The organism is Micromonospora sp. NPDC047644 (assembly GCF_040704315.1).
Lineage (GTDB): Bacteria > Actinomycetota > Actinomycetes > Mycobacteriales > Micromonosporaceae > Micromonospora.
The window spans coordinates 351335-374621 of record NZ_JBEYSY010000006.1 but is presented as its reverse complement, the minus strand read 5'-3'; the positions used below and the strand labels follow the sequence as shown (position 1 = coordinate 374621).

General features: G+C 72.1%; 17 protein-coding genes and 2 pseudogenes. 14 read left to right on the top strand and 5 right to left on the bottom strand.

Translation table 11 applies throughout. The features are described from left to right. Nucleotides 1-144 precede the first annotated feature (144 nt). Nucleotides 145-1992, bottom strand: a complete 1848-nt coding sequence (locus AB0877_RS12800) for a thiamine pyrophosphate-requiring protein (protein ID WP_366608717.1) — start codon at nucleotides 1990-1992, stop codon at nucleotides 145-147. Between the two features lie 70 nt (nucleotides 1993-2062). Between AB0877_RS12800 and AB0877_RS12795 the strand changes: the two genes are divergently transcribed. The 4 genes and pseudogenes from AB0877_RS12795 to AB0877_RS12780 form a co-directional block, all read left to right on the top strand. Next, nucleotides 2063-2932: an RNA methyltransferase gene (locus AB0877_RS12795; protein WP_366608716.1), complete on the top strand. Its 870-nt coding sequence runs from the start codon at nucleotides 2063-2065 to the stop codon at nucleotides 2930-2932. 47 nt (nucleotides 2933-2979) lie between these two features. Beyond that, a complete protein-coding gene (gene argG, locus AB0877_RS12790) occupies nucleotides 2980-4434 on the top strand; it encodes an argininosuccinate synthase (protein ID WP_366608715.1) in 1455 nt (484 codons plus the stop codon). Nucleotides 4435-4530: 96 nt separating this feature from the next. Further along, nucleotides 4531-5778, top strand: a pseudogene (locus tag AB0877_RS12785) (PucR family transcriptional regulator ligand-binding domain-containing protein); the annotation flags it as partial. A gap of 267 nt (nucleotides 5779-6045) precedes the next feature. After that, nucleotides 6046-6486 (top strand): annotated as a pseudogene (locus AB0877_RS12780) (helix-turn-helix domain-containing protein); the annotation flags it as partial. 179 nt (nucleotides 6487-6665) lie between these two features. Here AB0877_RS12780 and AB0877_RS12775 read toward each other — a convergent pair. After that, nucleotides 6666-8018, bottom strand: a complete 1353-nt coding sequence (locus tag AB0877_RS12775) for a hypothetical protein (protein ID WP_366608714.1) — start codon at nucleotides 8016-8018, stop codon at nucleotides 6666-6668. An 82-nt stretch (nucleotides 8019-8100) separates the two neighbouring features. On the opposite strand from AB0877_RS12775, the gene murD reads away from it, so the two are divergent. Then, complete coding sequence (gene murD / locus AB0877_RS12770) at nucleotides 8101-9447, top strand: UDP-N-acetylmuramoyl-L-alanine--D-glutamate ligase (RefSeq protein ID WP_366608713.1); 1347 nt, start codon at nucleotides 8101-8103, stop codon at nucleotides 9445-9447. A 149-nt stretch (nucleotides 9448-9596) separates the two neighbouring features. Here the strand turns inward: murD and AB0877_RS12765 are convergent, their stop codons facing one another. Then, nucleotides 9597-10565 carry a hypothetical protein gene (locus AB0877_RS12765; protein ID WP_366608712.1) on the bottom strand — a complete coding sequence of 323 codons (969 nt, stop codon included), beginning with the start codon at nucleotides 10563-10565 and terminating at the stop codon, nucleotides 9597-9599. Between the two features lie 87 nt (nucleotides 10566-10652). Between AB0877_RS12765 and AB0877_RS12760 the strand changes: the two genes are divergently transcribed. Continuing rightward, nucleotides 10653-11525: a hypothetical protein gene (locus AB0877_RS12760; protein WP_366608711.1), complete on the top strand. Its 873-nt coding sequence runs from the start codon at nucleotides 10653-10655 to the stop codon at nucleotides 11523-11525. Between the two features lie 31 nt (nucleotides 11526-11556). Continuing rightward, nucleotides 11557-12369, top strand: a complete 813-nt coding sequence (locus tag AB0877_RS12755; protein WP_366608710.1) for a hypothetical protein — start codon at nucleotides 11557-11559, stop codon at nucleotides 12367-12369. On the opposite strand, the gene AB0877_RS12750 is transcribed toward AB0877_RS12755, so the two are convergent. After that, nucleotides 12353-13246, bottom strand: coding sequence for a glutamate cyclase domain-containing protein (locus tag AB0877_RS12750; RefSeq protein WP_366608709.1), 894 nt, complete (start codon nucleotides 13244-13246; stop codon nucleotides 12353-12355). The two genes, AB0877_RS12755 and AB0877_RS12750, sit on opposite strands and share 17 nt — an antisense overlap. A gap of 239 nt (nucleotides 13247-13485) precedes the next feature. Here AB0877_RS12750 and AB0877_RS12745 point away from each other — a divergent pair, with 239 nt between their 5' ends. The 5 genes from AB0877_RS12745 (at nucleotide 13486) to AB0877_RS12725 (ending at nucleotide 19824) form a co-directional block, all read left to right on the top strand. Beyond that, nucleotides 13486-14784, top strand: a complete 1299-nt coding sequence (locus tag AB0877_RS12745; RefSeq protein WP_366608708.1) for an aspartate aminotransferase family protein — start codon at nucleotides 13486-13488, stop codon at nucleotides 14782-14784. Then, nucleotides 14781-16268 carry a CoA-acylating methylmalonate-semialdehyde dehydrogenase gene (locus AB0877_RS12740; RefSeq protein ID WP_366608707.1) on the top strand — a complete coding sequence of 496 codons (1488 nt, stop codon included), beginning with the start codon at nucleotides 14781-14783 and terminating at the stop codon, nucleotides 16266-16268. Before AB0877_RS12745 ends, AB0877_RS12740 begins: the two co-directional genes overlap by 4 nt. Nucleotides 16269-16540: 272 nt before the next feature. Further along, nucleotides 16541-17956 (top strand): N-acetylglucosamine/diacetylchitobiose ABC transporter substrate-binding protein, encoded by a 1416-nt coding sequence (ngcE, locus tag AB0877_RS12735; protein ID WP_366608706.1) that lies wholly within the window; start codon nucleotides 16541-16543, stop codon nucleotides 17954-17956. 63 nt (nucleotides 17957-18019) lie between these two features. Beyond that, on the top strand, nucleotides 18020-18928 hold the full coding sequence (locus AB0877_RS12730) for a sugar ABC transporter permease (RefSeq protein ID WP_366608705.1): 909 nt from the start codon (nucleotides 18020-18022) through the stop codon (nucleotides 18926-18928). Beyond that, the gene (locus tag AB0877_RS12725) at nucleotides 18925-19824 is read left to right on the top strand and encodes a carbohydrate ABC transporter permease (RefSeq protein WP_366608704.1); all 900 of its coding nucleotides are present in this window, start codon (nucleotides 18925-18927) and stop codon (nucleotides 19822-19824) included. Before AB0877_RS12730 ends, AB0877_RS12725 begins: the two co-directional genes overlap by 4 nt. Nucleotides 19825-20391: 567 nt before the next feature. Here the strand turns inward: AB0877_RS12725 and AB0877_RS12720 are convergent. Then, entirely contained in the window at nucleotides 20392-21378 is a 987-nt protein-coding gene (locus tag AB0877_RS12720) for a BadF/BadG/BcrA/BcrD ATPase family protein (protein ID WP_366608703.1), read from the bottom strand. 206 nt (nucleotides 21379-21584) lie between these two features. Here AB0877_RS12720 and AB0877_RS12715 point away from each other — a divergent pair, with 206 nt between their 5' ends. Both AB0877_RS12715 and AB0877_RS12710 read left to right on the top strand, forming a co-directional pair. Then, nucleotides 21585-22538, top strand: coding sequence for a MurR/RpiR family transcriptional regulator (locus tag AB0877_RS12715; protein ID WP_366608702.1), 954 nt, complete (start codon nucleotides 21585-21587; stop codon nucleotides 22536-22538). Continuing rightward, nucleotides 22535-23284 (top strand): SIS domain-containing protein, encoded by a 750-nt coding sequence (locus tag AB0877_RS12710; RefSeq protein ID WP_366608701.1) that lies wholly within the window; start codon nucleotides 22535-22537, stop codon nucleotides 23282-23284. The genes AB0877_RS12715 and AB0877_RS12710 overlap by 4 nt, the downstream gene beginning before the upstream one ends. Nucleotides 23285-23287 lie beyond the last annotated feature (3 nt).

The window sequence follows — 23287 nt, the reverse complement described above, 5'->3', positions numbered from 1 at the left end:
GGGTGCTCCCCGGGCGCGGGGCGCGGGGCGCGGGGCGCGGGGCGCGGGGCGCGGGGCGCGGGGCGCGGGGCGCGGGGCGCGGGGCGCGGTGTGGGGTGTGGGGTGTGGGGTTGTGGGGTGTGGGGTGTGGGGTGTGGGGTGGTGTCAGCGGTCTCGGCGGCGGGGACGGTAGCTGGCCAGGGTGGCGGGGAGGCCGCGGCGGATGATTCCGGCCCAGTCGGTGTCGCCGCGCAGCACCGCCGCAGCGGTCTTGCGGGCCTGCTCGACGGTGAAGTGCGGTGGCAGCATCAGCTCCGCCGGGTCGACCAGGGCGTTGATCACCACCGGCCGGTCGGCGGTGAGCGCCCGGTCCCAGACGTCGCCCACCTGATCCGGTGAGTCGATCAACTCGCCGTGCAGCCCGAGCACGTCGGCCCACTGGTGGTAGGCGATGTCCGGCAACTGCTGGCTGTCCGGGAACATCGGCGTCCCCTCGGTGGAGCGCTGTTCCCAGCTGACGAACGCCAGGTCCCGGTTGTTGAGCACCAGCACCACGAAGCGCGGGTCGGCCCAGCTGCGCCAGTACTTCGCCACGGTGATCAGCTCGTTGACGCCGTTCATCTGCATGGCGCCGTCACCGATCAGCGCGACCAGCGGCCGGTCGGGGTGGGCGAACTTGGCGCTCAGCGCGTACGGCATGGCGCCGCCCATGGACAGCAGCGTGCCGGAGAGGCTGGCCAGCATGCCGGGGCGTACCTGGATGTGTCGGGCGTACCAGGCGGTGGTGGTGCCGCAGTCGACAGCCAGCAGCACGTCGTCGGGCAGCCGTTCGTTGAGGGTGTGGAAGAGCAACTGCGGGTTGACCGGGTCGGCGGCCTGCTCGGCCAGGTCGCGTTGCACGCGGCGCCACGCCGAGGTGGCCTCGGTGACCTCCGCCCGCCAGGCGGTCGGCCCGGGGCCGGGGCCCAGCTCGTCCAGCAGGGCCCGCAGCGTGGGGCGGGCGTCGCCGGTCAGGTTCACCTCGGTCGGGTAGCGCAGCCCGAGCTGGGTGCCGTCCAGGTCGATCTGCACCGCGCGGGCCTGCCCGGGTTGCGGGTAGAACTCCGAGTACGGCATGTTGCTGCCCACGATCAGCAGCCGGTCGCAGCCGCTCATCAGCTGCCAGCTCGGTCGGGTGCCGAGCAGCCCGATCGCGCCGGTCACCCATGGTTCGCGGTGGTCGACGGCGGTGAAGCCGAGCAGGGCGGTGGCCACGCCGGCGCCGAGCCGGTCGGCGATCTCACGGACCTCGTCGCGTGCGCCGAGTGCGCCCTGCCCGACCAGCATCGCCACCCGCTGCCCGCCGCGCAGCACCTCGGCGGCCCGGCGTACGTCCGCCTCCGGCGGCACCGTCGGTGTGCTGCTCGGCGCGTTGCTGGTCTGGTAGTAGCCGTGGGCGTGGGGCGGGTTCGGGACAGCCGGCTCGTCCTGGATGTCCAGGGGAAGGATCAGCGCGGTGACGGTACGCCGGGCCAGCGCCGTGCGGCACGCGCGGTCGACCAGGTGGCGTACCTGTGCCGGGTTGTCGAGCTGGGCCAGGAACGCTGCCGCCACGTCCTTGTAGAGGGCGAGCAGGTCGACCTCCTGGTAGTAGCCGCCGCCCTCGGCGGTGGTCGCGGTGTGCCCGACCAGGGCGATCACCGGTTGGTGGTCGAGCTTCGCGTCGTACAGGCCGTTGAGCAGGTGGATGGCGCCCGGCCCGCTGGTGACCAGCGCGCAGCCCAGCGGGCCGCCGCCGTACTTGACGTGCGCGGAGGCGGCGAAGCCGGCGGTCTCCTCGTGGCGGACCTGGATGAACTGGGCCCGTCCGTTCGTGCGTTGCAGCGCGGAGGTGAGGCCGTTGATGCCGTCGCCGGGGTAGCCGAAGTAGCGGTGTACGCCCCAGCTGAACAGTCGCGACACGATGTGGTCCGCGACGGTCGGACGCCGGGGCAGGGTGCCCGCTTCGCCCGCGGTGGTGTCGTCTGCGCTCACCTGGCTGGTCCTTCCCGTCACGTCCGGTGTCCGCCGGTCATTCCCCGTCTTGTTCGGACAAAACACCCCGTTGGGCGGGCCTGGGAGCACGCTGCTCCGCGTCCGGCAGAATCGTCGGGTGCCCGTCCACCAGATCACCGACCCCGACGACGACCGGATCGCCGACTACCGAGCGCTCACCGACGTCGAGCTGCGCACCCGTTGGGAACCACCGCACGGCCTGTTCATCGCCGAGGGGGAGCTGGTGCTGCGCCGGGCGTTGCGCGCGGGCTACCCGGCCCGGTCGTACCTGGTCGACGCCAAGCGGGTCGACCAGCTCGTCGACCTGGACACCGGCGACGCCCCGGTCTACGCCGCGACCCAGGACGTGCTGCAACGGGCCACCGGTTTCCACGTACACCGGGGGGTGTTGGCGTCGTTCCACCGCCGGCCGCTGCCGACGGCGGCCGAGGTGCTCGCCACCGCGCGCCGGGTCGTGGTCCTGGAGGACGTGAACAATCACACCAACCTGGGCGCGATCTTCCGGGGTGCCGCCGCGCTCGGTGTCGACGCGGTGCTGCTGTCGCCGACCTGCGCCGATCCGCTCTACCGGCGCAGCGTGCGGGTCAGCATGGGTGAGGTCTTCGCCATGCCGTACGCGAAGCTCGACCGCTGGCCCGCGGGCCTGGACCAGGTGCGGGAGGCCGGCTTCACGGTGCTCGCGATGACGCCCGCGTCGGACGCCGTACCGATGCAGCGGTTGACCCCGGCGCAGCGTGAGCGGGCGGCGTTGCTGCTCGGTGCCGAGGGGCCCGGCCTCACCGCGGCGGCGCAGGCCGCCAGCGACGTGCGGGTGGTTCTTCCGATGCGGCGCGGTGTGGACTCGTTGAACGTCGCCGCCGCGGCGGCGGTGGCGTTCTGGGAGCTGGGGCGCGACGACGCGCCGTTCGACGGCGGGTAGACCGCATCAGCTTGCATGGCCATGCGTTCTATTGCATAATTTTCCCCGTGTCCAAGGTTCTCACCTCCCTGCCCACCGGCGAACGTGTCGGCATCGCCTTCTCCGGCGGCCTCGACACCTCGGTCGCGGTCGCGTGGATGCGCGACAAGGGCGCCATTCCCTGCGCCTACACCGCCGACATCGGCCAGTACGACGAGCCCGACATCGCCTCGGTGCCCGGTCGTGCGCTCAGCTACGGCGCCGAGCTCGGCCGCCTGGTCGACTGCCGCGCCGCCCTGGTCGAGGAGGGCCTCGCCGCGTTGACCTGCGGCGCCTTCCACATCCGCACCGGCGGTCGGGCCTACTTCAACACCACCCCGCTGGGCCGCGCCGTGACCGGCACCCTGCTGGTGCGGGCGATGGTCGCCGACGACGTGCAGATCTGGGGCGACGGCTCGACCTTCAAGGGCAACGACATCGAGCGGTTCTACCGGTACGGCCTGCTGGCCAACCCGATGCTGCGCATCTACAAGCCGTGGCTCGACACCGCCTTCGTCACCGAGCTGGGTGGCCGTAAGGAGATGTCCGAGTGGCTGCTGGAGCGCGGCCTGCCCTACCGCGACAGCACCGAGAAGGCGTACTCGACCGACGCCAACATCTGGGGCGCCACGCACGAGGCGAAGACCCTGGAGCACCTCGACACCGGCATCGAGACGGTCAACCCGATCATGGGCGTCCGGTTCTGGGACCCGTCGGTGGAGATCCCGACCGAGGACGTCACCGTCGGTTTCGACCAGGGTCGCCCGGTCACGATCAACGGCAAGGAGTTCGGCAGCGCCGTCGACCTGCTGCTGGAGGCCAACGCCATCGGCGGCCGGCACGGCCTGGGCATGTCGGACCAGATCGAGAACCGGATCATCGAGGCCAAGAGCCGCGGCATCTACGAGGCGCCCGGGATGGCGCTGCTGCACTACGCGTACGAGCGGCTGGTGAACGCCATCCACAACGAGGACACCCTGGCGAACTACCACAACGAGGGTCGCCGCCTGGGTCGGCTGATGTACGAGGGCCGCTGGCTGGACCCGCAGGCGCTGATGCTGCGCGAGTCGTTGCAGCGGTGGGTCGGCACCGCGGTCACCGGCGAGGTGACGCTGCGGCTGCGCCGGGGCGAGGACTACTCGATCCTGGACACCACCGGCCCGTCGTTCAGCTACCACCCCGACAAGCTGTCCATGGAGCGCACCGAGGACTCGGCGTTCGGCCCGTCGGACCGGATCGGTCAGCTCACCATGCGCAACCTGGACATCGCCGACTCGCGGGCGAAGCTGGAGCAGTACGCCTCCCTCGGGCTGGTCGGCGGCGGCGGGAACCCGCAGCGGATGATCGGGGCCGCGCAGGCCGCCTCCACCGGGTTGATCGGCGCGATGCCCGAGGGCGGCGCGGAAGCGATCGCGTCCCGGGGCGTCGCCTCGGCGGAGGACGAGGCCCTCGACCGCGCCGCGATGGAGTTCGGCGTCGACTGACCCCTCGCGCCACGCCGCCAGGCCGGGGCAACCCACGCCGCCGCCCCGGCTCGCGTCGCCGGCCGCTGTTCGAGATCCGGCGTCACGGACGGTAGCGTGTCGGCCGTGTTCCCTACCGTCCGTGAGGTCCTCGCCCTGGACCCGGTCCGCCACGGCGCGCCTCGCGTGGTCGCCGGCGACGAGGGGCTGGACCGACCCGTCCGCTGGGTGCACGTCGCCGAGGTGCCGGACATCGCCACCCTGCTCGGCGGTGGCGAGCTGGTGCTCACCACCGGCATCGGCCTGCCCGGGGACGACGCCGGGCTGCGCGCGTTCATCGGCGACCTCGCCGACGTCGGGGTCTCCGGACTCGTCGTCGAGCTGGGCCGCCGCTACGTCAGCGGTGTACCCCGGGTGATGGCCGCCGCCGCCGAGCGGCGTGGGCTGCCCCTGGTGGAGCTGCGCCGGGCCACCCCGTTCGTCCGGATCACCGAGGCGGTGCACGCGCTGATCGTCGACGCGCAGCTCACCGAGCTGCGCGCCACCGAGGAGATCCACCAGCGGTTCAACGACCTCTCCGTGGAGGGTGCCGACGCCGCCGAGGTGATCCGACAGGCCGCCGAGCTGTCCGGCTGCCCGGTGGTGCTGGAGAACCTGTCCCGGCAGGTGCTCGGGTACGACCCGGCGGGGGAGAGCGCCGAGCTGCTGCTGGACGGCTGGGAGCAGCACTCCCGGCGGATCCGTCCGGCCGGGCGGACCGCGTACGACCCGGACAGCGGCTGGCTGGTGACCACCGTCGGCGCCCGGGGGCAGGACTGGGGTCGGCTGCTGCTGCGCTGGCCGGCCAGCGGCGACGTGCCCAGCGCCCAGGCCGTCGAACCGAGCGCGGGCTCGCCGACCCGGCTCACCATCCTGATCGAGCGGGCCGCGTCCACCCTCGCGCTGGGAAGGCTGATCCGCCGCGACGCCGAGGGCCTGGAACGGCAGATCCACCGCACCCTGCTCACCGCGCTGCTCGACCACTCCCGCCCGGTGGACGAGGTGGGACTGCGGGCCAAGGCCCTCGGCGTGGTGCTCGACCGGCGGCACCTGGTCGGCGTGATGGTCCGGCACCGCGCCGACGACCCCGCCGGGGAGGTCGGCCCCGAAGCCGGCCAGGCCCGGCTGCGCGATCTCTCCGAGGCGGTCGGCCAGGCCCTGCGGGAGGCGAAGCTGACGGCGCTGACCAGCGCCGTCGACGACAACTCGGTGGGCGCGCTGCTGGCCCTGGCGGACCCGGCCGCCGAGGACCGCGCGCTGTCCGCGTTCGCCAGCGCCCTTCGTCGGGTACGCCTCGACGCCGGCACCGGCCGACTGGGACCGGGGGTCGAGACGACTCGGGCTCCTTCCGGCGTCGACGTGTCCCGTGCGGCGTCGGGTGCTTCCCGTGCGCCGTCGGGTGCGTCCCGTGCGGCGTCGGGTGCCGACCCGTCCCGTGCTGGCTCCGGCTCAGATCCGGCCCACGCGGCGTTCGGCGCCGATCCGTCCCGTGCGGGCTTCAATGCCGATGCGTCCCGTGCGGGCTTCAATGCCGATGCGTCCCGTGCGGGCTTCGGTGCTGATCCGTCCCGGGGTGCTGGCCCGGGTGCCGTGATCGTGGCCGCCGGATCCGGGGTGAGCACCCTGCGGGAGGCCCGCCGGTCGCTCGTCGAGGCGCGGCAGATCGCCGAGGCGGCCCGTCGGGACCGGCGCGACCTGCCGATCTTCCGGCTCCCGCACGTCGGGCTGGCCGGGCTGCTGCACCTGCTGCGCGACGAGCCCCGCCTGCAGACGTTCGTGGAACGAGAACTCGGCGCCCTGCTGGAGTACGACGCCCGGCACCCGAGGGAGCGGCTGCTGGACACCCTGCGGGCGTACCTGGAGCAGGGGCGCAACAAGTCCGCAGCCGCTGCCGCCGCCCATCTGTCCCGGCCGGCCTTCTACGAACGCCTCGCCCGCATCGCCCGCATCCTCGACGTGGACCTCGACTCGGTAGAAGCCACCCTCTCCCTACACGTAGCCCTACTAGCCCTAGAAGCTGTCCGCACCCCGTAACCCCCGCGCCCCCCACCCCCACACGCCGCGATCTTGCACTTTCTGCTGACACATAGCCCCACAAAGACGGCATATCGACAACACAAAGTGCAAGATCGGCGGGGCGGGGGCGGGGCGGGGCGGGGCGGGGCGGGGCGGGGGCGGGCGGGCGGGGGGCGGGGCGTACGGGGTGGGGTTGGTTAGGTTGCTAGGGCGTTTAGGGCTTTTGCGTAGGTGGGGGGGATGTGGTTGGGGCCGCCGGGGGTGAAGACGTCCGAGTGGGCCACCGCGGACCAGGCCGTCTCCGGGACGGCGTCGACCAGGGCCTGGATCACCGGGGCGTCGCGCCACTGGTCCTGCTCGGCGAGCAGCCCGAGGGCCACCACCGACTCCTCGACCTCGCCCACGCACTCGAACGGCTTGTGCCCGTCCACGCCCAGCAGCTCGCGGTAGCCGGGGATCTGCGACTCGTCGGCGAGCAGGTCACCGCCGAAGATGCCCACCACCCGCTCCCGGGGCATGAACGGCGCCATGGCCAGGAAGACGAACCGGCACTTCGGGCAGTCCCGGCACCAGCGCTCACTCGCGTCGCGCAGCTTGAACGCCTGGTTGCAGCTCGTCACCACGTCGTCGTACCGGGTGAACTCGGCGAACAGCCGGGCGATGTGCAGCTCGGACAGCGACCGCAGCAGGGAGAAGTACGGGTCGGTGAGACCGGCGTGCTCGGCCAGCGACGCCCGCAGCAGCCCCTCCGCCTCGACGCCCTTGGACCACTGGTGGTTGATCTCGTGACCGTCCCAGACCAGGTTCGGGTCGGACGCCGAACGCTCGTTGGACATCACCACCGGGCCCAGCCCGTGCAGGACGGCGGTGGCCACCGCGATCAGGGAGTTGATGGCGGTGACCGGGATGTGCCCGTTCAGCGCGCCGGCCGCGTTCAGGTCGAACAGCACCGGGTCGATGCGCCGCCGGGCGGCGAGCGGGACCAGCCCGGACGCCTCGTTGACGGCGACGATCACGTGGTTCGGGTTGACCGAGAACGGCACCGGGTCCAGCTCGGCGCGGCGCAGCGCCTCCAGGCTGACGATGGAGTCCTTGCCGCCGCCGACCGCGGAGAGCGGGCGACGGTCCGAGTCGTCGTACACCCGGGGGGTCGCCGGGGAGCCGGCCGGCACCTCCGGGCGCAGCGTGAGCACGTGCGGCAGTTGGTTGCGGTACGCGTACTCCGCGAGGCCCTTGGTGTAGATGGCCGTGACGTAGTCGACGGTGGCCGCGCCCAGCGGCGTCGGCAGCACGAGCCGGGGCGGCGCGGCGGCCTTGTAGTAGCTGACCCCGGCGACGAGGTGCAGCACCTCCAGCACCCGGTTGAGGGTCGCCACCGTCTCGTCCGAGGGCGGCTCCGCCGGCAGCGGGAGGGTGATCACCTCGGTGAACCGCTGATCGCCGGCCGGGCCGGTCAGGGCGTAGTCGAACAACACCTCGCCGGTGGCGAAGTCGATCGAGTAGGACGGGAAGGTGAAGGCGTCCATCCGCCGGAGCTGCTCGTTAGGCACACGCCATACTAGGCCCTGGTTCGTCCGGCCGTGTCCGGACCGGGCCCGCCCCGCTGCCGCCGTGACCCCCGAGGAGAGCCCAGTGCGCCTGTCTGACCTGCGCGGACGTTCCGTCGCCGTCTGGGGCACCGGTCGGGAGGGCCGGGCCGCTGTGACCGCCATCGCCGCGCACGGCCCGGCCGAGCTGGTCGCCGTCGATGACAGCGCGAACTTCCTGTCGTTGCCGTGGGACGGCCCGCTGGCCGAGGCGGCGCCGCTGGTCACCGGTGAGGCGGGCTTCGAACGGCTGGCCGCCGCGGACGTGGTGGTGCGGTCCCCGGGCGTCCCGCAGACCCACCCGTGGCTGGTCGAGCTGCGCCGACGCGGGGTCATGGTGACCCAGGGCACCGCGCTGTGGATGGCCGACCACGCCGCCCGGACCGTCGGGGTCACCGGCAGCAAGGGCAAGAGCACCACCTCCAGCCTGATCAGCCACCTGCTCACCGCGCTGGGTCGGCCGAACGTGTTCGGCGGCAACATCGGGGTGCCGACGCTGGACCTGCCGGAGGCGGAGCTGTACGTGCTGGAGCTGTCCAGTTACCAGTGCAGTGACCTGACCGACTCGCCCCGGGTGGCGGTGGTCACCGCGCTCTTCCCCGAGCACCTGGACGCGCACGGAGGGGAGCGGGAGTACTACCGGGACAAGCTGAACCTGCTCGCCCACGACCCGCAGACGATCGTGGTCAACGGTGGCGACCCGCGGCTCGCCGCGGAACTGGGTGAGCTGCCGGCGGTCCGCGCCGGTGGCCCCGACACCACCCACGTCGCGACCGGGTCCGACGGTACGCCGTGGTTCCACCTCGGTGCCCAGCCGCTCTTCCCGCGTGCGGTGCTGCCGCTGGTCGGCCGGCACAACGAGGGGAACCTCTGCGTGGCGCTCGCCGTGCTCGACGCGCTCGGCGTGGACGTGGTGGGCAACAAGGACCACCTCGCCGTCGCGGTCGCCGAGTTCCAGGGGCTGGCCCACCGGCTCACCGAGATCACCGACCCGTCCGGGCTGACGTTCGTCGACGACACCCTGGCCACCAGCCCGTACGCGGCCATGCATGCCATCGACGCGTACGACGGGCGGCCGTTGACCGTGATCGTCGGTGGCAACGACCGGGGTCTGGACTACACGCCGCTCGCCGAGCACCTGGCCGAGCGGGAGCTGACGGTGATCGGGATTCCGGACAGCGGCACCCGCATCGTCGAGGTGCTCGCCGGCCTGCCGAAGGTGCGTACCGAACTGGTCGACGACCTGGTGGACGCGGTCCGGCTGTCCCGCGAGGTGACCCCGGCCGGCGGGGTGGTGCTGCTGTCCCCGGCCGCGCCCAGCTACGGCCGGTTCCGCAACTTCGAGCACCGCTCCGAGGTCTTCGCCCAAGCCGTCGCCGACACCGCCGGCTGAGCCCTCGTCGCCGACACCGCCGGCTGAGCCCTCGTCGCCGACACCACCGGCTGAGCCCTCGTCGCCGACACTGCCGGCTGAGCCCCCGTCGCCGATGCCGCCGGCTGAGCCCCCGTCGCCGATGCCGCCGGCTGAGCCCCGTCGGCGTCTCAGCTCGTGCGGAGCCCGGTGTGCAGGGCGCGCATCGAGCGGATCGCGGAGCGGATCTCCTGGAGGTAGCGCCCCGGCGTGAGGGTCTGCTCGGGCAGCACCGCCAGGTCGGCGAGGTTGGGGTCCACCCCGACCGTCTCGATGCCGCAGCCGTACGGCACGGCCAGGGTGCGCAGCGCGTCGCAGTGTTGGAACGGCACGTAGATCGGCGCGGTGACCATCAGCACCTCGTCGCCCGGGGCGAGTCGGACGTGGCCGGCCCAGAACCGCTGGGTGTCGGCGGTGTGGGCCCGTCGCTGGTCGGGTTCGCTGGACGGCGCGGCCAGCACCCGGACCGGCGGCAGTCCGTCCGGTCGGTAGGTCCGCGAGGACCAGGAGTGGTGCGGGTGACCGGCGTCGACGCCGTCCTGCTCGGCCGGGGCGGTCACCCCGAACACCCGGCGCACGGCTGTGTCCAGCACGTCCACCTCGGTCTCGTCGGCCGGCAGGCCCGCCTCGGCGAGCGTGCGGCGTTCCCCGTCCGACAGCGGCCGGAAGCTGCCCAGGACGGCGACCTCGCCGCTCACCGGTAGGCCGGCGCGCAGCAGATGCGCGGCGTAGCCGACGCGGCGTACGCAGGCGTGCGCCAGACCACCGAGCACCACCAGATGGGCGTACGCCGACCGGGCCGGTGGCACCGGATGGATCAGCCGGAGTGCGGCAGCCGCGTCCAGCACGAGGGTCGCGGTGGCCGGGTCGAGGTCGGGCTCCCGGGCGTCGGGCCGTTCCCGGCCGCCCCGGAAGTCCCAGTGGAGGGCGGAGAAGTCGTCGAGGTAGCGGAGCACGTCGATGAGGTCGCCGTCGGGCCAGGCGCCGCCGAAGTGGGCGACCAGGCCGCGGATCGGGGTGGAGCAGACCCAGGCCCGGATGTCCGCCGTGATCCGCTCGTCGTCCGTTCCGGTCGACGGTGGCCCGTCCGCTCTGTGCACCTGCCGGATGCTACCGGCCCGCCGCGTCGGGGCTGCTGGTTGTGGTTGCTGTCTACGCTGGCGGGAGCGGCTGATGGGGGGATCTCGATGTCTCGTGACGTGGCCCGTCCGCGAGTACGGGAGAGCGGCGGTTCGGGCGCGGACTTCGTCCGGCTGGTGGCGCACACCGACCCGGTGGCGTTGGTCGGCATCACGCTGTCGATCACCCTCAGCGTCGTGCTCGACCTCAGCAACGCCGCCTCCGGGGTGGAGTCGCTGTTGGCCGGTCTGATGGGCATCACCATCTCGCTGCTCGTCGACTCGCTGGCCCGCGCGGAGCGCCGCTTCCACCTGCGCACCCTGTTGGACGGCCCGCCCTGGCTGGTCCGCACCACGACGGAGCTGGCCGGGGCCATGCGGGAGGCGGCCGAGCAGCATGCCGGCACCCGGGTCGCGGTGGAGGCGCAGCGGCGCTACGAGCAGTTCCGGTTGGAGGCCGAGCAGCTCGCGGACGGTCGGATCATCCGGCGCGGTGACGAGGACGAGGACCTGGTCGGCGCGACCCAGGCCTGCGTACGACGGCTGGACGGGTTGACCAACGTGATGCCCCGGGTGAGCGGGGAGTTGAGCTGGTGGCGCAGTGAGATCGGCCGGCGCTACTGGGAGGCCAACCTGGACGCCCTGCAACGGGGTGTTCAGATCACCCGGGTCTTCGTCTACGCCACGCTGACCGACGATCTGTCCGCCCTGGTGCAGATGCAGCGCGCGGCCGGGGCGCGGGTGGGTCTGCTGCCGCTCGGGGTGGTCAGTCCGCACCTGCACGTGAACCTGACACTCTGGGACGGGTCGAGCTGTTGGGAGGCCCACATGACCGCGCACGGCGAGATCGGCGAGAATCAGTTCTCGGTCAACCGGACGGACGTTGCTCGGCTCACCCGCGTCTTCGACCTCTGCGCGAACGCCGCGACCTTCCAGGACTGAGGGCCCCCACCGGGGCGGGAGCGAGTGAGCCATGACGTGGAGCGCGGTCCTGCTGGTGACGGCCGTGGTCTGGGCGGTCAGCGTGATCCGTTCCGTCCGGCTCCGCGCGCTGGTCTACAGCCTGCCGTTGCCGATGACGCTCGCCCTGGTCACCACCGGTCATCGGGTGGACGGCGCGCAGGTGCTCGGCGTGCTCGGGCTCAACCTCTTCTTCGTCACCGTGGCCGTCACCCACCAGCGGTGGCGGTGGCCGATCCTGCTGGCCGACGTCGCGGGGATCGCCGTCTACGTGGCGCTGAGCGCCGGCCTGTTGGCCGTCGACATTCCGTTCGAGGCGGCCCTCGCCGGCACGCTCGTGCTGTGGCTGGCGGCCATCCTGTGGTTGCGCCGCCGCGCCCGCCGACGAGGGGCTTGCGCGCAGGAGACGGTCGCCGTCGCGGAGACCCGGCCGGACGGGCTGCCGGTGCTGCTCAAGCTGGTGGTCATCTTCGTAGGGGCGGTCCTGACCGCACTGCTGGGCGCGGTGCTGCGCGGCATGGTGGTGACGTTCCCGTACTCGGGGGTGCTGGTCGCCGTCGAGGCCCGCCGGCAGTTGGCCGAGTTCAGCCGGCACTTCGCCCGCAACAGCCTCGCGCTGGTCGGGTTCCTCACCGCGTACCACTATTGTCAGGACGTCTCGTCGGCCGCGGCGCTGGGCGCCGGCTGGGCGGCCTTCGCGCTGGTCGCCGCCGTTCTGCACCTGCCGTCGCGCCCCCGCCAGGTCGCGCACGCGCGGGCGGCGGGCCGCCCGTCGAGGGCACTGCGGCCGGCGGCCGAGCCGCCCACACCTAGCGGCCTGCCCTGACCAGTTCGGCGATCCGGGTGAGTGGTTCGGCGTACGCGGGCCAGTCGAGACCGTCGACGCTGAGCGTGGACCGCCGGCGTACGCCGTCCACCGCGCCCGCGCGCACGGTCGCGGTCAGCAGGTCGTACGACCAGGCGGGCTCCAGCAGCGTCCGAAGCTCGGGCACCTCGGGGCGGAGCAGCGACAGCGCGCCGACGAGGGCGGCGGCGGCCCAGTTGGACGTGCCGCCGACGAGCAACGCGTCCGCGCCCACCACGCACCGAATGCGCTCGCCGGAGGCGACCACCCGCCCGATCAGGTCCGCCGGTAGGCGGCCCATGCCGATCTCGTTGCCACCGTCGCCGATGCCGATCCGGTACGCCGACCCGGAGGTGTAGAGCCGTTCCAGGGGTGCGGTGTGCGCGCCGATGTCCTCACCGCGCATGTTGCGGGGGCGACCGTCCGCCCCGGGGCCGACCCGTTCGCAGGCGATGAGGTGGGTCAGCCGGCCGTACTCGGGGCGGAGGGTGGCGGCCCACTCCTCGTAGCCCCGCAGCGGCGCGACGTCGACCGGCAGGCCCGGCCCGGCGGCGGCGACGGCCGCCTCGACCACCGGGGCGCAGGGCTCGTCGGTGACGAGCCGGCACCGCCCACCGAGCAGGCGCAGCGCGGCGGCGATCTGGACCGCGCCGAGCGGGCCGTCGGTCTCCGCGGCGGGCGGCTCGGCGCCGGGGATGAAGAACCCGGTGAACACCGCGGCGTCGGTCGCCCCGGCGGCGAGTGACCGGGCGGCGGCCAGCAGCCCGCCCGCCGCGGGCCCGGCCAGCGCCTCGCTGCCCCGGCCCACCTCGCGCGCGGCGACGCGTTCCAGGTCGGCGATCGTCTCTTCGATGCGCACCGCGTGCCTCCCCGGCGACAGTGGACGGACCCAGGGTAGCGACAGCCGACCAGACTACGCATCGAGTGGAGGCATGCCGGGATCGCCGCGAAATCCAATGGTCCAGACGACCGCGACCCGTGGAAACCGTTGACGTGCTGTCAGGTCGGCACGTCCATGCGCTACAGGCTGACAGTTGTTCGCATCGGCCGGCGGTGGGAGCGTGCGGTATCCACGAACGCCGCTGAAGGGTTGCCACGATGACCGACGACCTGCTGGCCCGGCACCGGGCCGTGCTCCCGTCCTGGATGCCGTTGTACTACGCCGAGCCGATCGAGTTGGTCTCCGGCTCGGGCCGCCGGGTCACCGACGCGCAGGGCCGCAGCTACCTGGACTTCTTCGGCGGCGTGTTGACCAACATGATCGGCTACGACATCCCGGAGATCCGGGAGGCCGTCGAGCGGCAGCTCGCCACCGGCATCGTGCACACCTCGACGCTCTACCTGATCCGTCAACAGGTGGAGCTGGCCGAGAAGATCGCCCAGCGCTCCGGCATCCCGGACGCCCGGGTGTTCTTCACCAACTCCGGCACCGAGGCGAACGAGGCGGCACTGCTGGTGGCCACCAACCACCGCCGCTCGCACCAGATCCTGGCCGTGCGCAACAGCTACCACGGCCGGTCGTTCGCGGCGATGGGCATCACCGGCAACCGCGCCTGGTCGGCCAGCGGCCTCAACCCGCTCCAGGTGGCCTGGCTGCACTCCGGTGACCGGGTGCGGGGTCTGCTGGCCCGACTCAGCGCCGACGAGCAGGTCGACGCGGCGGTGGAGGACCTGCGCGAGGTGTTGGCCACCCAGACCGCCGGTGACGTGGCCGCGCTGATCGCCGAGCCGATCCAGGGCGTGGGCGGTTTCGTGCACCCGCCGGACGGGCTCTTCGCCGGCTGGAAGAAGGTCCTCGACGAGCACGGCATCCTGTTCATCGCCGACGAGGTGCAGACCGGCTGGGGGCGCACCGGGGAGCACTTCTGGGGTTACCAGGCACACGACATCACCCCCGACCTGCTCACCTTCGCCAAGGGCATCGGCAACGGGTTCGCCCTGGCCGGGGTGGTCGGCCGGGCCGAGGTGCTCCAGGCGGTGCCGGCCATCAGCTTCTCCACCTTCGGCGGCAACCCGATCTCCACGGCGGCCGGCAACGCGGTGCTCGACTACCTGATCGCGCACGACCTCCAGGCGAACGCCGCCCGCGTCGGCGCGATCCTCGCCGACGGGCTGCGGTCCGCCGTGGGCGGGCTCGACTGCGTCGCCGAGGTACGCGGAAAGGGGCTGATGCTCGGCGTCGAGTTCGTCCGGCCGGGCGGCGGTGAGCCGGATCCGGCGTTGACCAACCGGGTCTTCGAAGCCGCCCGCGACGGTGGCCTGCTGACCGGCAAGGGCGGGCTGTACGGCAACGTGCTGCGGATGGGTCCACCGTTGACGCTGACCGAGGAGGAGGCCCACGAGGGCCTGGCGATCCTCGTCGACGCGATCCGCTCGGCGGCGGGGGTGGCGCAATGAGCATCGGTCACTTCATCGACGGCAAGCGGGTCGACGGCACGTCGCAGCGGCGCGGCGACGTGTTCGACCCGGCGACCGGTCGGCGTACCGCCGAGGTCGAGCTGGCCTCGACCGCGGACGTCGACGTGGCGGTGCGGGCCGCCACCCGCGCGGCGCGGGCCTGGCGGGACGCGTCGCTGGCCCGGCGGTCGGCGGTGCTGTTCGCCTTCCGGGAGTTGGTGCACGCCCGGCGGGACCGGCTCGCCGAGGTGATCACCGCCGAGCACGGCAAGGTGCTCGCCGACGCCGCCGGCGAGGTGCAGCGCGGCCTGGAGGTCATCGAGTACGCCTGCGGCCTGCCGTCGGCGTTGCGCGGGGCGTTCAGCGAGAACGTGTCCACCGAGGTCGACTCGTACACCATCCGGCAGCCGCTCGGCGTGGTGGCGGTGATCTCGCCGTTCAACTTCCCGGTGATGGTGCCGCTGTGGTTCGTGCCGGTGGCCGTGGCCTGCGGCAACGCGGTGGTGCTCAAGCCGAGCGAGAAGGACCCGAGCGCGGCGCTGCTGCTGGCCGGTTGGTTCGCCGAGGCGGGCCTGCCCGACGGGGTGCTCAACGTGGTCAACGGTGACAGGGAGGCGGTCGACGCGTTGCTGGAGCACCCGGAGGTGCGGGCGGTGTCGTTCGTCGGCTCCACGCCGGTCGCCCGGTACGTCTACCGACGCGCGACGGCCGCGGGCAAGCGGGTGCAGGCGCTCGGTGGGGCGAAGAACCACATGGTGGTGCTCCCGGACGCGGATCTGGACCTGGCGGCCGACGCGGCGGTCAACGCCGGGTTCGGCTCGGCGGGGGAGCGGTGCATGGCCATCTCGGTGCTGGTGGCGGTGGAGCCGGTGGCGGACGCGCTGGTCGAGCGGATCGCGGCGCGGGTGAGGGGTCTGCGCACCGGCGACGGCCGGCGGGGCTGCGACATGGGCCCGCTGGTGACCGCCGCGCACGCGGCGAAGGTTCGCTCCCACGTGGACGCGGGTGTCGCCGCCGGCGCGGTGCCGGTGGTGGACGGGCGGGACGTGACGCCGGACGGCGACCCGGACGGTTTCTGGCTCGGCCCGACGCTGTTCGACCGGGTGAGCCCGGACATGTCGATCTACACCGACGAGATCTTCGGGCCGGTGCTGAGCGTGGTCCGGGTCGACTCGTACGACGAGGCGGTGGACCTGGTCAACGCCAGCCCGTACGGCAACGGCACGGCGATCTTCACCAACGACGGCGGGGCGGCCCGGCGCTACCAGCACGAGGTGGAGGTGGGCATGGTCGGGATCAACGTGCCCATCCCGGTGCCGATGGCGTACCACTCGTTCGGCGGCTGGAAGTCGTCGCTCTTCGGTGACCTGCACGCGCACGGCGAGGACGGGGTGCGGTTCTTCACCCGGGGCAAGGTCGTCACCAGCCGCTGGTTGGACCCGCGGCACGGCGGGGTCAACCTCGGGTTCCCCACCCAGACCTGACAGTCGTCGCCGACATCATCGGGCCGGTCCGCCGCGAGGTGGGCCGGCCTTCGTCGGCGTACCCCCGGATCGTCGGGATTCGACGCGCCCGGCGGCGTCGGTCTGCGCGGGTGGCGATAACGGTTCGACAGTCAGGACTTGAAGTCCGAGCCCGGCTGTCGTAGAAATTCTTCAGCAACGGAGCATTAACTGAAGAGAACTACCGCCCCTCGCGCGGTGGACGCCTCCCCCACACGACCGGCGATCCGCCCGACCCGACCCGAGGAGAACCCATGAACAGGCGTGACATCCTGCGGCGCAGCGCCGCCGCCGGCCTCCTGGCCACCCCCGCCGCCGGTCTGCTGTCCGGCTGCGCCACCAGCGGTGGCGGTGACAAGAACGATGCCGAGACCTACCGCGGCACCAAGAGCGCCGAGAACCCGCTCGGCGTGAAGGAGGACGCCCCACTCGAGGTGGTGATCTTCGGCGGCGGGTTCGGTGAGGAGTACGCCAAGGCCCACGAGGCCATGTACACCGAGAAGTACCCGAAGGCGAAGATCAAGCACTCCTCCACCCAGGAGATCAGCAAGACCCTCCAGCCGCGCTTCGTCGACGGCACCCCGCCCGACGTGGTCAACAACTCCGGCTCCAGCCAGATCGACTTCAACGGCCTGGTCAGCCAGAACGCCCTCGCCGGCCTCGACGAGCTGCTGGCCGCCCCGAGCCTCGACATCCCTGGCAAGACGGTGAAGGACACCCTGCTGCCCGGCGCGGTCGAGGTCGGCTCCTACGACGGCAAGTTCCTGGTGCTCAACTACACCTACACCGCCTACGGCATCTGGCACTCCGCCAAGCTCTTCGCCGACCGCGGCTGGTCGTACGCGAAGACCTGGGACGAGCACATCGCGCTCTGCAAGCAGATCAAGGCCGCCGGCATCGCCCCCTGGACGTACGCCGGCCTGCACCCGCGCTACATGAGCTGGCCGCTGATCTCCACGGCGATCAAGTTCGGCGGCCCGTCGGTGGCGACCGCCATCGACAACCTGGAGCCGAACGCCTGGAAGTCCGACTCGATGCGCGCCGCCGCCGACGCCTGGCACCAGATCGTCAAGGACAAGTACATCCTGGAGGGCTCGCCCGGCCTCGACCACAAGCAGTCGCAGACCGCCTGGTGTCAGGGCAAGGCCGCCTTCATCTCCTGCGGCTCCTGGCTGGAGAGCGAGCAGAAGGACGTCACCCCGGCCGGCTTCACCATGACCATCGCGCCCACGCCGAGCCTGGGCAGCGGCGACAAGTTGCCGTTCGAGGCGATCCGGGGCACCGCCGGGGAACCGTTCATGGTGCCCGCCAAGGCCCGCAACGTCGCCGGCGGCCTGGAGTACTTCCGGACGATGCTCTCCAAGCGGGGCGCCCAGGACTTCACGAAGAAGGTCGCCAGCCTCACCGTGGTCGCCGGCGCCACCGAGGGCGTCGAGCTGCCGTACGGCCTGAGCACCGTGGTGAAGGCCCTCGACGCGTCCGGCGCCAACGGCTTCAACTGGGTCTACAACAGCTTCTACCGCAAGTTGGAGCGCAACCTCGTCGACGCCGCGTGCGGCGAGTTCTTCAGCGGCCGGATCGGCCCCGCCGAGTTCCTCGATCAGTGTCAGAAGGGCGCCGACTCGATCGCCCAGGACAGCTCGATCAAGAAGTACAAGCGAGCGGCCTGACCGCCCGGCCGGTGGGGGAGACGTCCGCCCCCACCGGCCGACCCCAACGGAGAGGTCCCTCTCGTGAAACATGGCAAGTGGCCGCTGATCGTCACGTTCCTGGTGCCACCGGTGCTGCTGTACGTGTTCTTCGTCGTCTCGCCGTACCTCCAGGCGTTCCAGATTTCCACCACCGACTGGCTCGGCTACTCGGCCGACGCCAACCCGGTCGGTCTGGCCAACTTCAAGACCCTCTGGCACGACGACTACGTGTGGAACGCGCTGAAGAACAACGCGATCCTGCTGGCGCTGGTGCCGGTGCTCACCATCGTGCTCGGGCTCTTCTTCGCCACCATGCTCGCCATGGGCGGGCGTAAGGGCAGTGCGGGCGTCACCGGGGTACGCGGCGGCGCGCTGTACCGCACCGTCTACTTCTTCCCGCAGGTGCTCTCCGTGGTGATCATCGCGTTGCTGTGGAAGGAGGTGTACCACCCCAACAAGGGGCTGCTCACCACAGCTCTGCACGGCCTCGGCCTGCCCGCGCCGACCTGGCTCGGCGACCCGGCGACCGCCTTCTGGTGCGTGCTGGCGGTGATGGTGTGGAGCAACGTCGGCTTCTACGTGGTGCTGTTCGGGGCGGCGATGTCGGCGGTGCCGAAGGAGATCTACGAGGCCGTCCTGCTCGACGGCGCGTCCCGGTTCACCACCCTGCGCCGGGTCACCCTGCCGCTGCTCTGGGACACCGTCCAGGTCGCCTGGGTCTACCTGGCCATCTTCGCCCTGGACGGGTTCATCCTCGTCCAGCTCATGACCAACGGCGGGCCGAACTTCTCCACCGACGTGATCGGCGTGCGCATGTACGACACCGCCTTCGGCAGCGAGACCAAGTTCGGCTACGCCTCGGCTATCGGCGTGGTGATGTTCTTCCTGACCCTCTCGGTGGCGGTGCTGTCGCTGCGGGTCGGCCGGCGCGAACGGATCGAGTACTCGTGACCACTCTGGATCAGCCCACCGCGACCGCCCCGACCCCGGTCACCGGCGGGGACCGCCCGGTACGCCGGGAACTCGGCGTGGCCAACGCCCTCTCGCACGGCTTCCTGCTGCTCTGGGGCCTGCTCACCGTCCTGCCACTGCTGTGGATGTTCATCAGCTCGTTCAAGACCAACGGGGAGATCCTCGCCGACCCGTGGGGGCTGCCCGGCGCGCTGCACCTGGACAACTGGGCGCGGGCCTGGACCGGCGCGCACATCGGCCGGTACTTCCTCAACAGCCTGGTGGTGGTGGCCGGCTCGGTCAGCCTCACCATGCTGATGGGCGCCACCGCCGCGTACGTCTTCGCCCGGTACGAGTTCCGCGGTCGCCAGGTCGTCTACTACCTGTTCGTCGGCGGCCTGATGTTCCCGGTGTTCCTCGCCCTGGTACCGCTCTTCTTCGTGGTCCGCAACGCCGGCCTCTTCAACACCTGGCTCGGGCTGATCCTCGTGTACGCGGCCTACTCGCTGCCGTTCACCGTGTTCTTCCTGACCGCGTTCTTCCGGAGCCTGCCGACCTCGGTCGCGGAAGCCGCACTGGTCGACGGCTGCGGTCACTTCCGGCTCTTTTTCCGGGTGATGCTGCCCATGGCACGTCCGGGACTGATCAGTGTGGCGATCTTCAACTTCCTCAGCCACTGGAACCAGTTCCTGCTACCGCAGGTGCTGTTGCAGGGCGACGAGTCGAAGTGGATGCTGGCGCAGGGGCTCTTCGCGCTGTCGGTCAGTCAGGGGTACGCCGGCGACTACGCCCGGCTCTTCGCCGGGCTGAGCATCGCGGTGCTCCCGGTGCTCGCGGTCTACGTGGCCTTCCAGCGGCAGGTGCAGGCGGGCCTCACCGCAGGGCAGCTCAAGTAGGTTCCTTTCTGGGTCTGACCGATCCCGATCACCCCCTTTCGGCGACCGAACAGGCCTCGCCCCTCGCCCCTCGCCCCTCGCCCCGCTCCCGCCCCGCGCGCCGTGCCCCCTCGCCCCGCTCCCGCCCCGTCCGCGCCGACCCGCACCTTGATCCACGCCCAACCGAACCGTCCCACCAACCGCGCCCAGTCGGACCCCACCTGCGACGCCGAGATCCGTGCAACTTCGGTGAAACTGCTCCCTCGCCGCGTCGTAAGGCAGCAGTTTCACCGAAAGTGCGCGGATCTCGGCAATGCCGCGGTGGGCCGGGGCGGGTTCAGGCGCTCTGAGCGTGCGTGCGGGTGTGGAGCCCAGGCCGCCGCCATGATCGTGCTCGATCCTGGATGTAGTCCCCTCCCGGCCGCGCGAGACCACTACATCCAGGATCGAGCACGATCATGAGGGGCCGCGCGACCGTAACGCCGCCAGGTGGCGCGCATCAGGGTGCAGTGCGGTGCGCATCAGGGTGCAGTGCGGTGGCGCGCATCGGGGTGCAGTGCGGGCGGGCGTCTGATCGGCGCGGGTGGGTCAGGGGGTGGGGAAGAGGAGGGCGTGCAGGGCGTCGGGGTCGGTCACCTCGGGTAGGCCACGCGCGGCGAGCCAGGCCGCGGCGGCGGCCCCGTCTCCGGCGGTGCGCAGCGGCGCGTCCGGCCAGTGACGCGCGACCTCGGCGCGGAGGGCGGCGGCGAGCGGGGTGTCTGCGGTGAGCAGGCCGCCGCCGAGCACGATCGGTGTCACCGCCCCGGCGGGGCGGATGCGGCTCACGCTCTTGGTGAGGTGCGCGGCGGCTTCGGTGATCAGGTCGGTGGCGACCGGGTCGCCGTGAGCAGCGGCCTCGACGACCAGCGGCGCGAGTCGGGCCAGTTCGACGGGGGGTCGACGGGTCACCGTCTGGATGGTGGCGTCGACGGTGTCCCGGGGGCGGGCGGCGATGTCGGCGCTGCCCAGAATCTCGGTGAGCACGGTCGTGGTCAGCGCGCCAAGCGCACGGCCGGCGTCGAGGTCGGCCAGCAGTCGGCGTACGGCTTCCCGGCCGAGCCAGAAGCCCGACCCGGCGTCGCCGAGCAGCCAGCCGTGCCCGTCGGCGATCCGGTCGAGCCGCAGCTCGTGGACGTGGGCGGTGATCGCTCCGGTGCCGGCGATGAGGATGGTGCCGTCCGGGGCGGCGGTGCCGGAGGCGTAGGCGACCAGGGCGTCGCCGTGGACCTCGTACGGGCAGCGCAGGCCGGCGTCGTACCAGGCCTGGTCGAAGGCGGCCCGCCCGGCCGGGTCGGCCAGCAGTCGGCCGGCTCCGGCGAGCCCGATGGTGCCGGCGGCGGCCCGCGTCGGGTCGACGTCGGCGAGCGCTTCGCGGAGCGCGGTCAGCAGTTCGGCGGCGGCGCGCTCGGCACCGTGACTGGTGGGGTTGCCGCCGCCGGCGCGGCCGGTGCCGACGCGTTGCCCGGTGAGGGTGAGGACGGTCGCCCGGGTGGACGTACCGCCGATATCGAGACCCACCACGACGGTGTCGGACATCGGCACGAGTCTCCTTGCGCGGAACGGCGTTCTGGCTTGTTCATGCTGGTCGGCGGGGTCGTGCAGGGCAAGTTGCGGCGAGCGTGGAGGGCTGTGCGGCAGGTAACAGTTTGAAAACTTCGCCCACAGTCTTGACACAGAGGGTCGTTCAGTAAGAACTTTTACCACTAACAGTTAACAGTCTTTTCGGAAAGCAGAGGCGTCTCATGGTTGATCACGAGGTGGACACCACCGCGGGGACCGCGGTGGTCGACGCCGACGTGATCGAGCGACGGACGTTGGCCTCCGACGGGGTGTTGGCCCGGGTTCGCAACGGGCTCGGCGAGTTGACCGGCGCCCTGCGTCGGGTCGCCGAGCACGTGCTCAGCGACCCGGAGGCCGCCGCCCGCTCCACGATCGTCGAACTGGCCGAGCGCAGTGGCACCTCACCGGCGACCATCACCCGGTTCTGCCGGGCGATGGGCTTCGAGGGGTACGCCGACCTGCGACTGGGCATCGCCTCCGAGACCGGCCGGGCCCGCTCCGCCGGTTGGACCGTCGACATCGGACGCGAGATCCAGCCGAGCGACCCGCTGGCCCGGGTGCTCGACCAGATCATGGCCGCCGACACCCGGGCCATGCACGACACCGCCACCCTGCTCGACCTCACCGAGGTGGAGCGGGCCGCAGTGGCGATCGCCGGCGCCAACAGGGTGAACATCTTCGGTGCCAGCGGCAGCGCCCTGGTCGGTGAGGAGATGCAGTTCAGCCTGCACCGCATCGGTGTGGCGGCGTGGGCGTGGAACGACGTGCACGAGGGGCTGGCCAGCGCCGCGCTGCTGCGCTCGGGGGACGTGGCGCTCGGCATCTCGCACACCGGGCAGACCCGGGAGACGATCGAGATGCTCGCCGAGGCGGGCAGCCGGGGCGCCACCACGCTGGCGCTCACCGGCTTCCCTCGCTCCCCGTTGGCCGAGCTGGCCGACATCGTCCTGCTCACGGCCAGCCAGGCGACCACCTTCCGGCCGGACGCGCTCTCCGCCCGGCACCCCCAACTGGTGGTGCTCGACCTGCTCTACATCGCCGTCGCCCAACGCACGCACGACCGCGCGCACGCGGCATTCCGGCGGACAGCGCAGGCCGTCGACGGGCACAAGGCAGCGAAGGGAGCCCTCTCATGATCAGCGCACAGGGGTACGCGGAGGCCGTCCGCCCGGTGCTCGACCGGCTGCTCGACTCGGAGGCCGACGGGATCACCCGGGCCGCCGACCTGATCGCCGACAGCCTGCGTGACGGCGGCGTACTCCAGGCGTTCGGTGCCGGGCACTCGGAGGCGTTCGCCGCCGAGCTGGTCGCCCGGGCCGGCGGGCTGGTCCCCACCAACCGGCTCTCGGTACGGGATCTGGTGATGCACGGTGACGCCCCGCGTGACGTGCTCGCCGACCCCAAGCTGGAACGTGATCCCTCCATCGCCCACCAGATCTACGCGCTCGCGGCGCCCCAGCCGCGCGACGTGTTCGTGGTGGCGTCCCAGTCCGGCATCAACGGCTCGGTGGTCGAGCTGGCGGCGCTGGTCACCGAGCGCGGTCACCCGTTGATCGCGGTCACGTCGGTCGAGCACACCGCGCGGGTGGCGCCACGGCACCCGTCCGGACACCGGCTCGCCGACCTCGCCGACGTCGTGCTGGACAACGGCGCGCCGTACGGCGATGCACTGCTGCCGCTCGAGGGCGGCGGCGCGGTCTGTGCGGTTTCCTCGGTCACGACGGCGCTGCTGGCGCAGTTGCTGACCGCGGAGGTCGTACGACGGTTCCACCAGGCCGGGGAGGTACCCCCTATCTACCTCTCCGCCAACGTCCCCGGCGGGGACGAGCACAACCTCGCCCTCGAGTCGCGGTACGCCGGACGTCTCCGGCGTACCGCATGACCC

Excerpts from the sequence above, each read along its gene's own strand:
- AB0877_RS12715 (WP_366608702.1), top strand. The coding sequence starts at position 21,585 with ATGGTTGATCACGAGGTGGACACCACCGCGGGGACCGCGGTGGTCGAC.
- AB0877_RS12740 (WP_366608707.1), top strand. The coding sequence starts at position 14,781 with ATGAGCATCGGTCACTTCATCGACGGCAAGCGGGTCGACGGCACGTCG.
- AB0877_RS12710 (WP_366608701.1), top strand. The coding sequence starts at position 22,535 with ATGATCAGCGCACAGGGGTACGCGGAGGCCGTCCGCCCGGTGCTCGAC.
- AB0877_RS12720 (WP_366608703.1), bottom strand. The coding sequence starts at position 21,378 with ATGTCCGACACCGTCGTGGTGGGTCTCGATATCGGCGGTACGTCCACC.
- ngcE (WP_366608706.1), top strand. The coding sequence starts at position 16,541 with ATGAACAGGCGTGACATCCTGCGGCGCAGCGCCGCCGCCGGCCTCCTG.
- AB0877_RS12760 (WP_366608711.1), top strand. The coding sequence starts at position 10,653 with ATGTCTCGTGACGTGGCCCGTCCGCGAGTACGGGAGAGCGGCGGTTCG.
- AB0877_RS12755 (WP_366608710.1), top strand. The coding sequence starts at position 11,557 with ATGACGTGGAGCGCGGTCCTGCTGGTGACGGCCGTGGTCTGGGCGGTC.
- AB0877_RS12745 (WP_366608708.1), top strand. The coding sequence starts at position 13,486 with ATGACCGACGACCTGCTGGCCCGGCACCGGGCCGTGCTCCCGTCCTGG.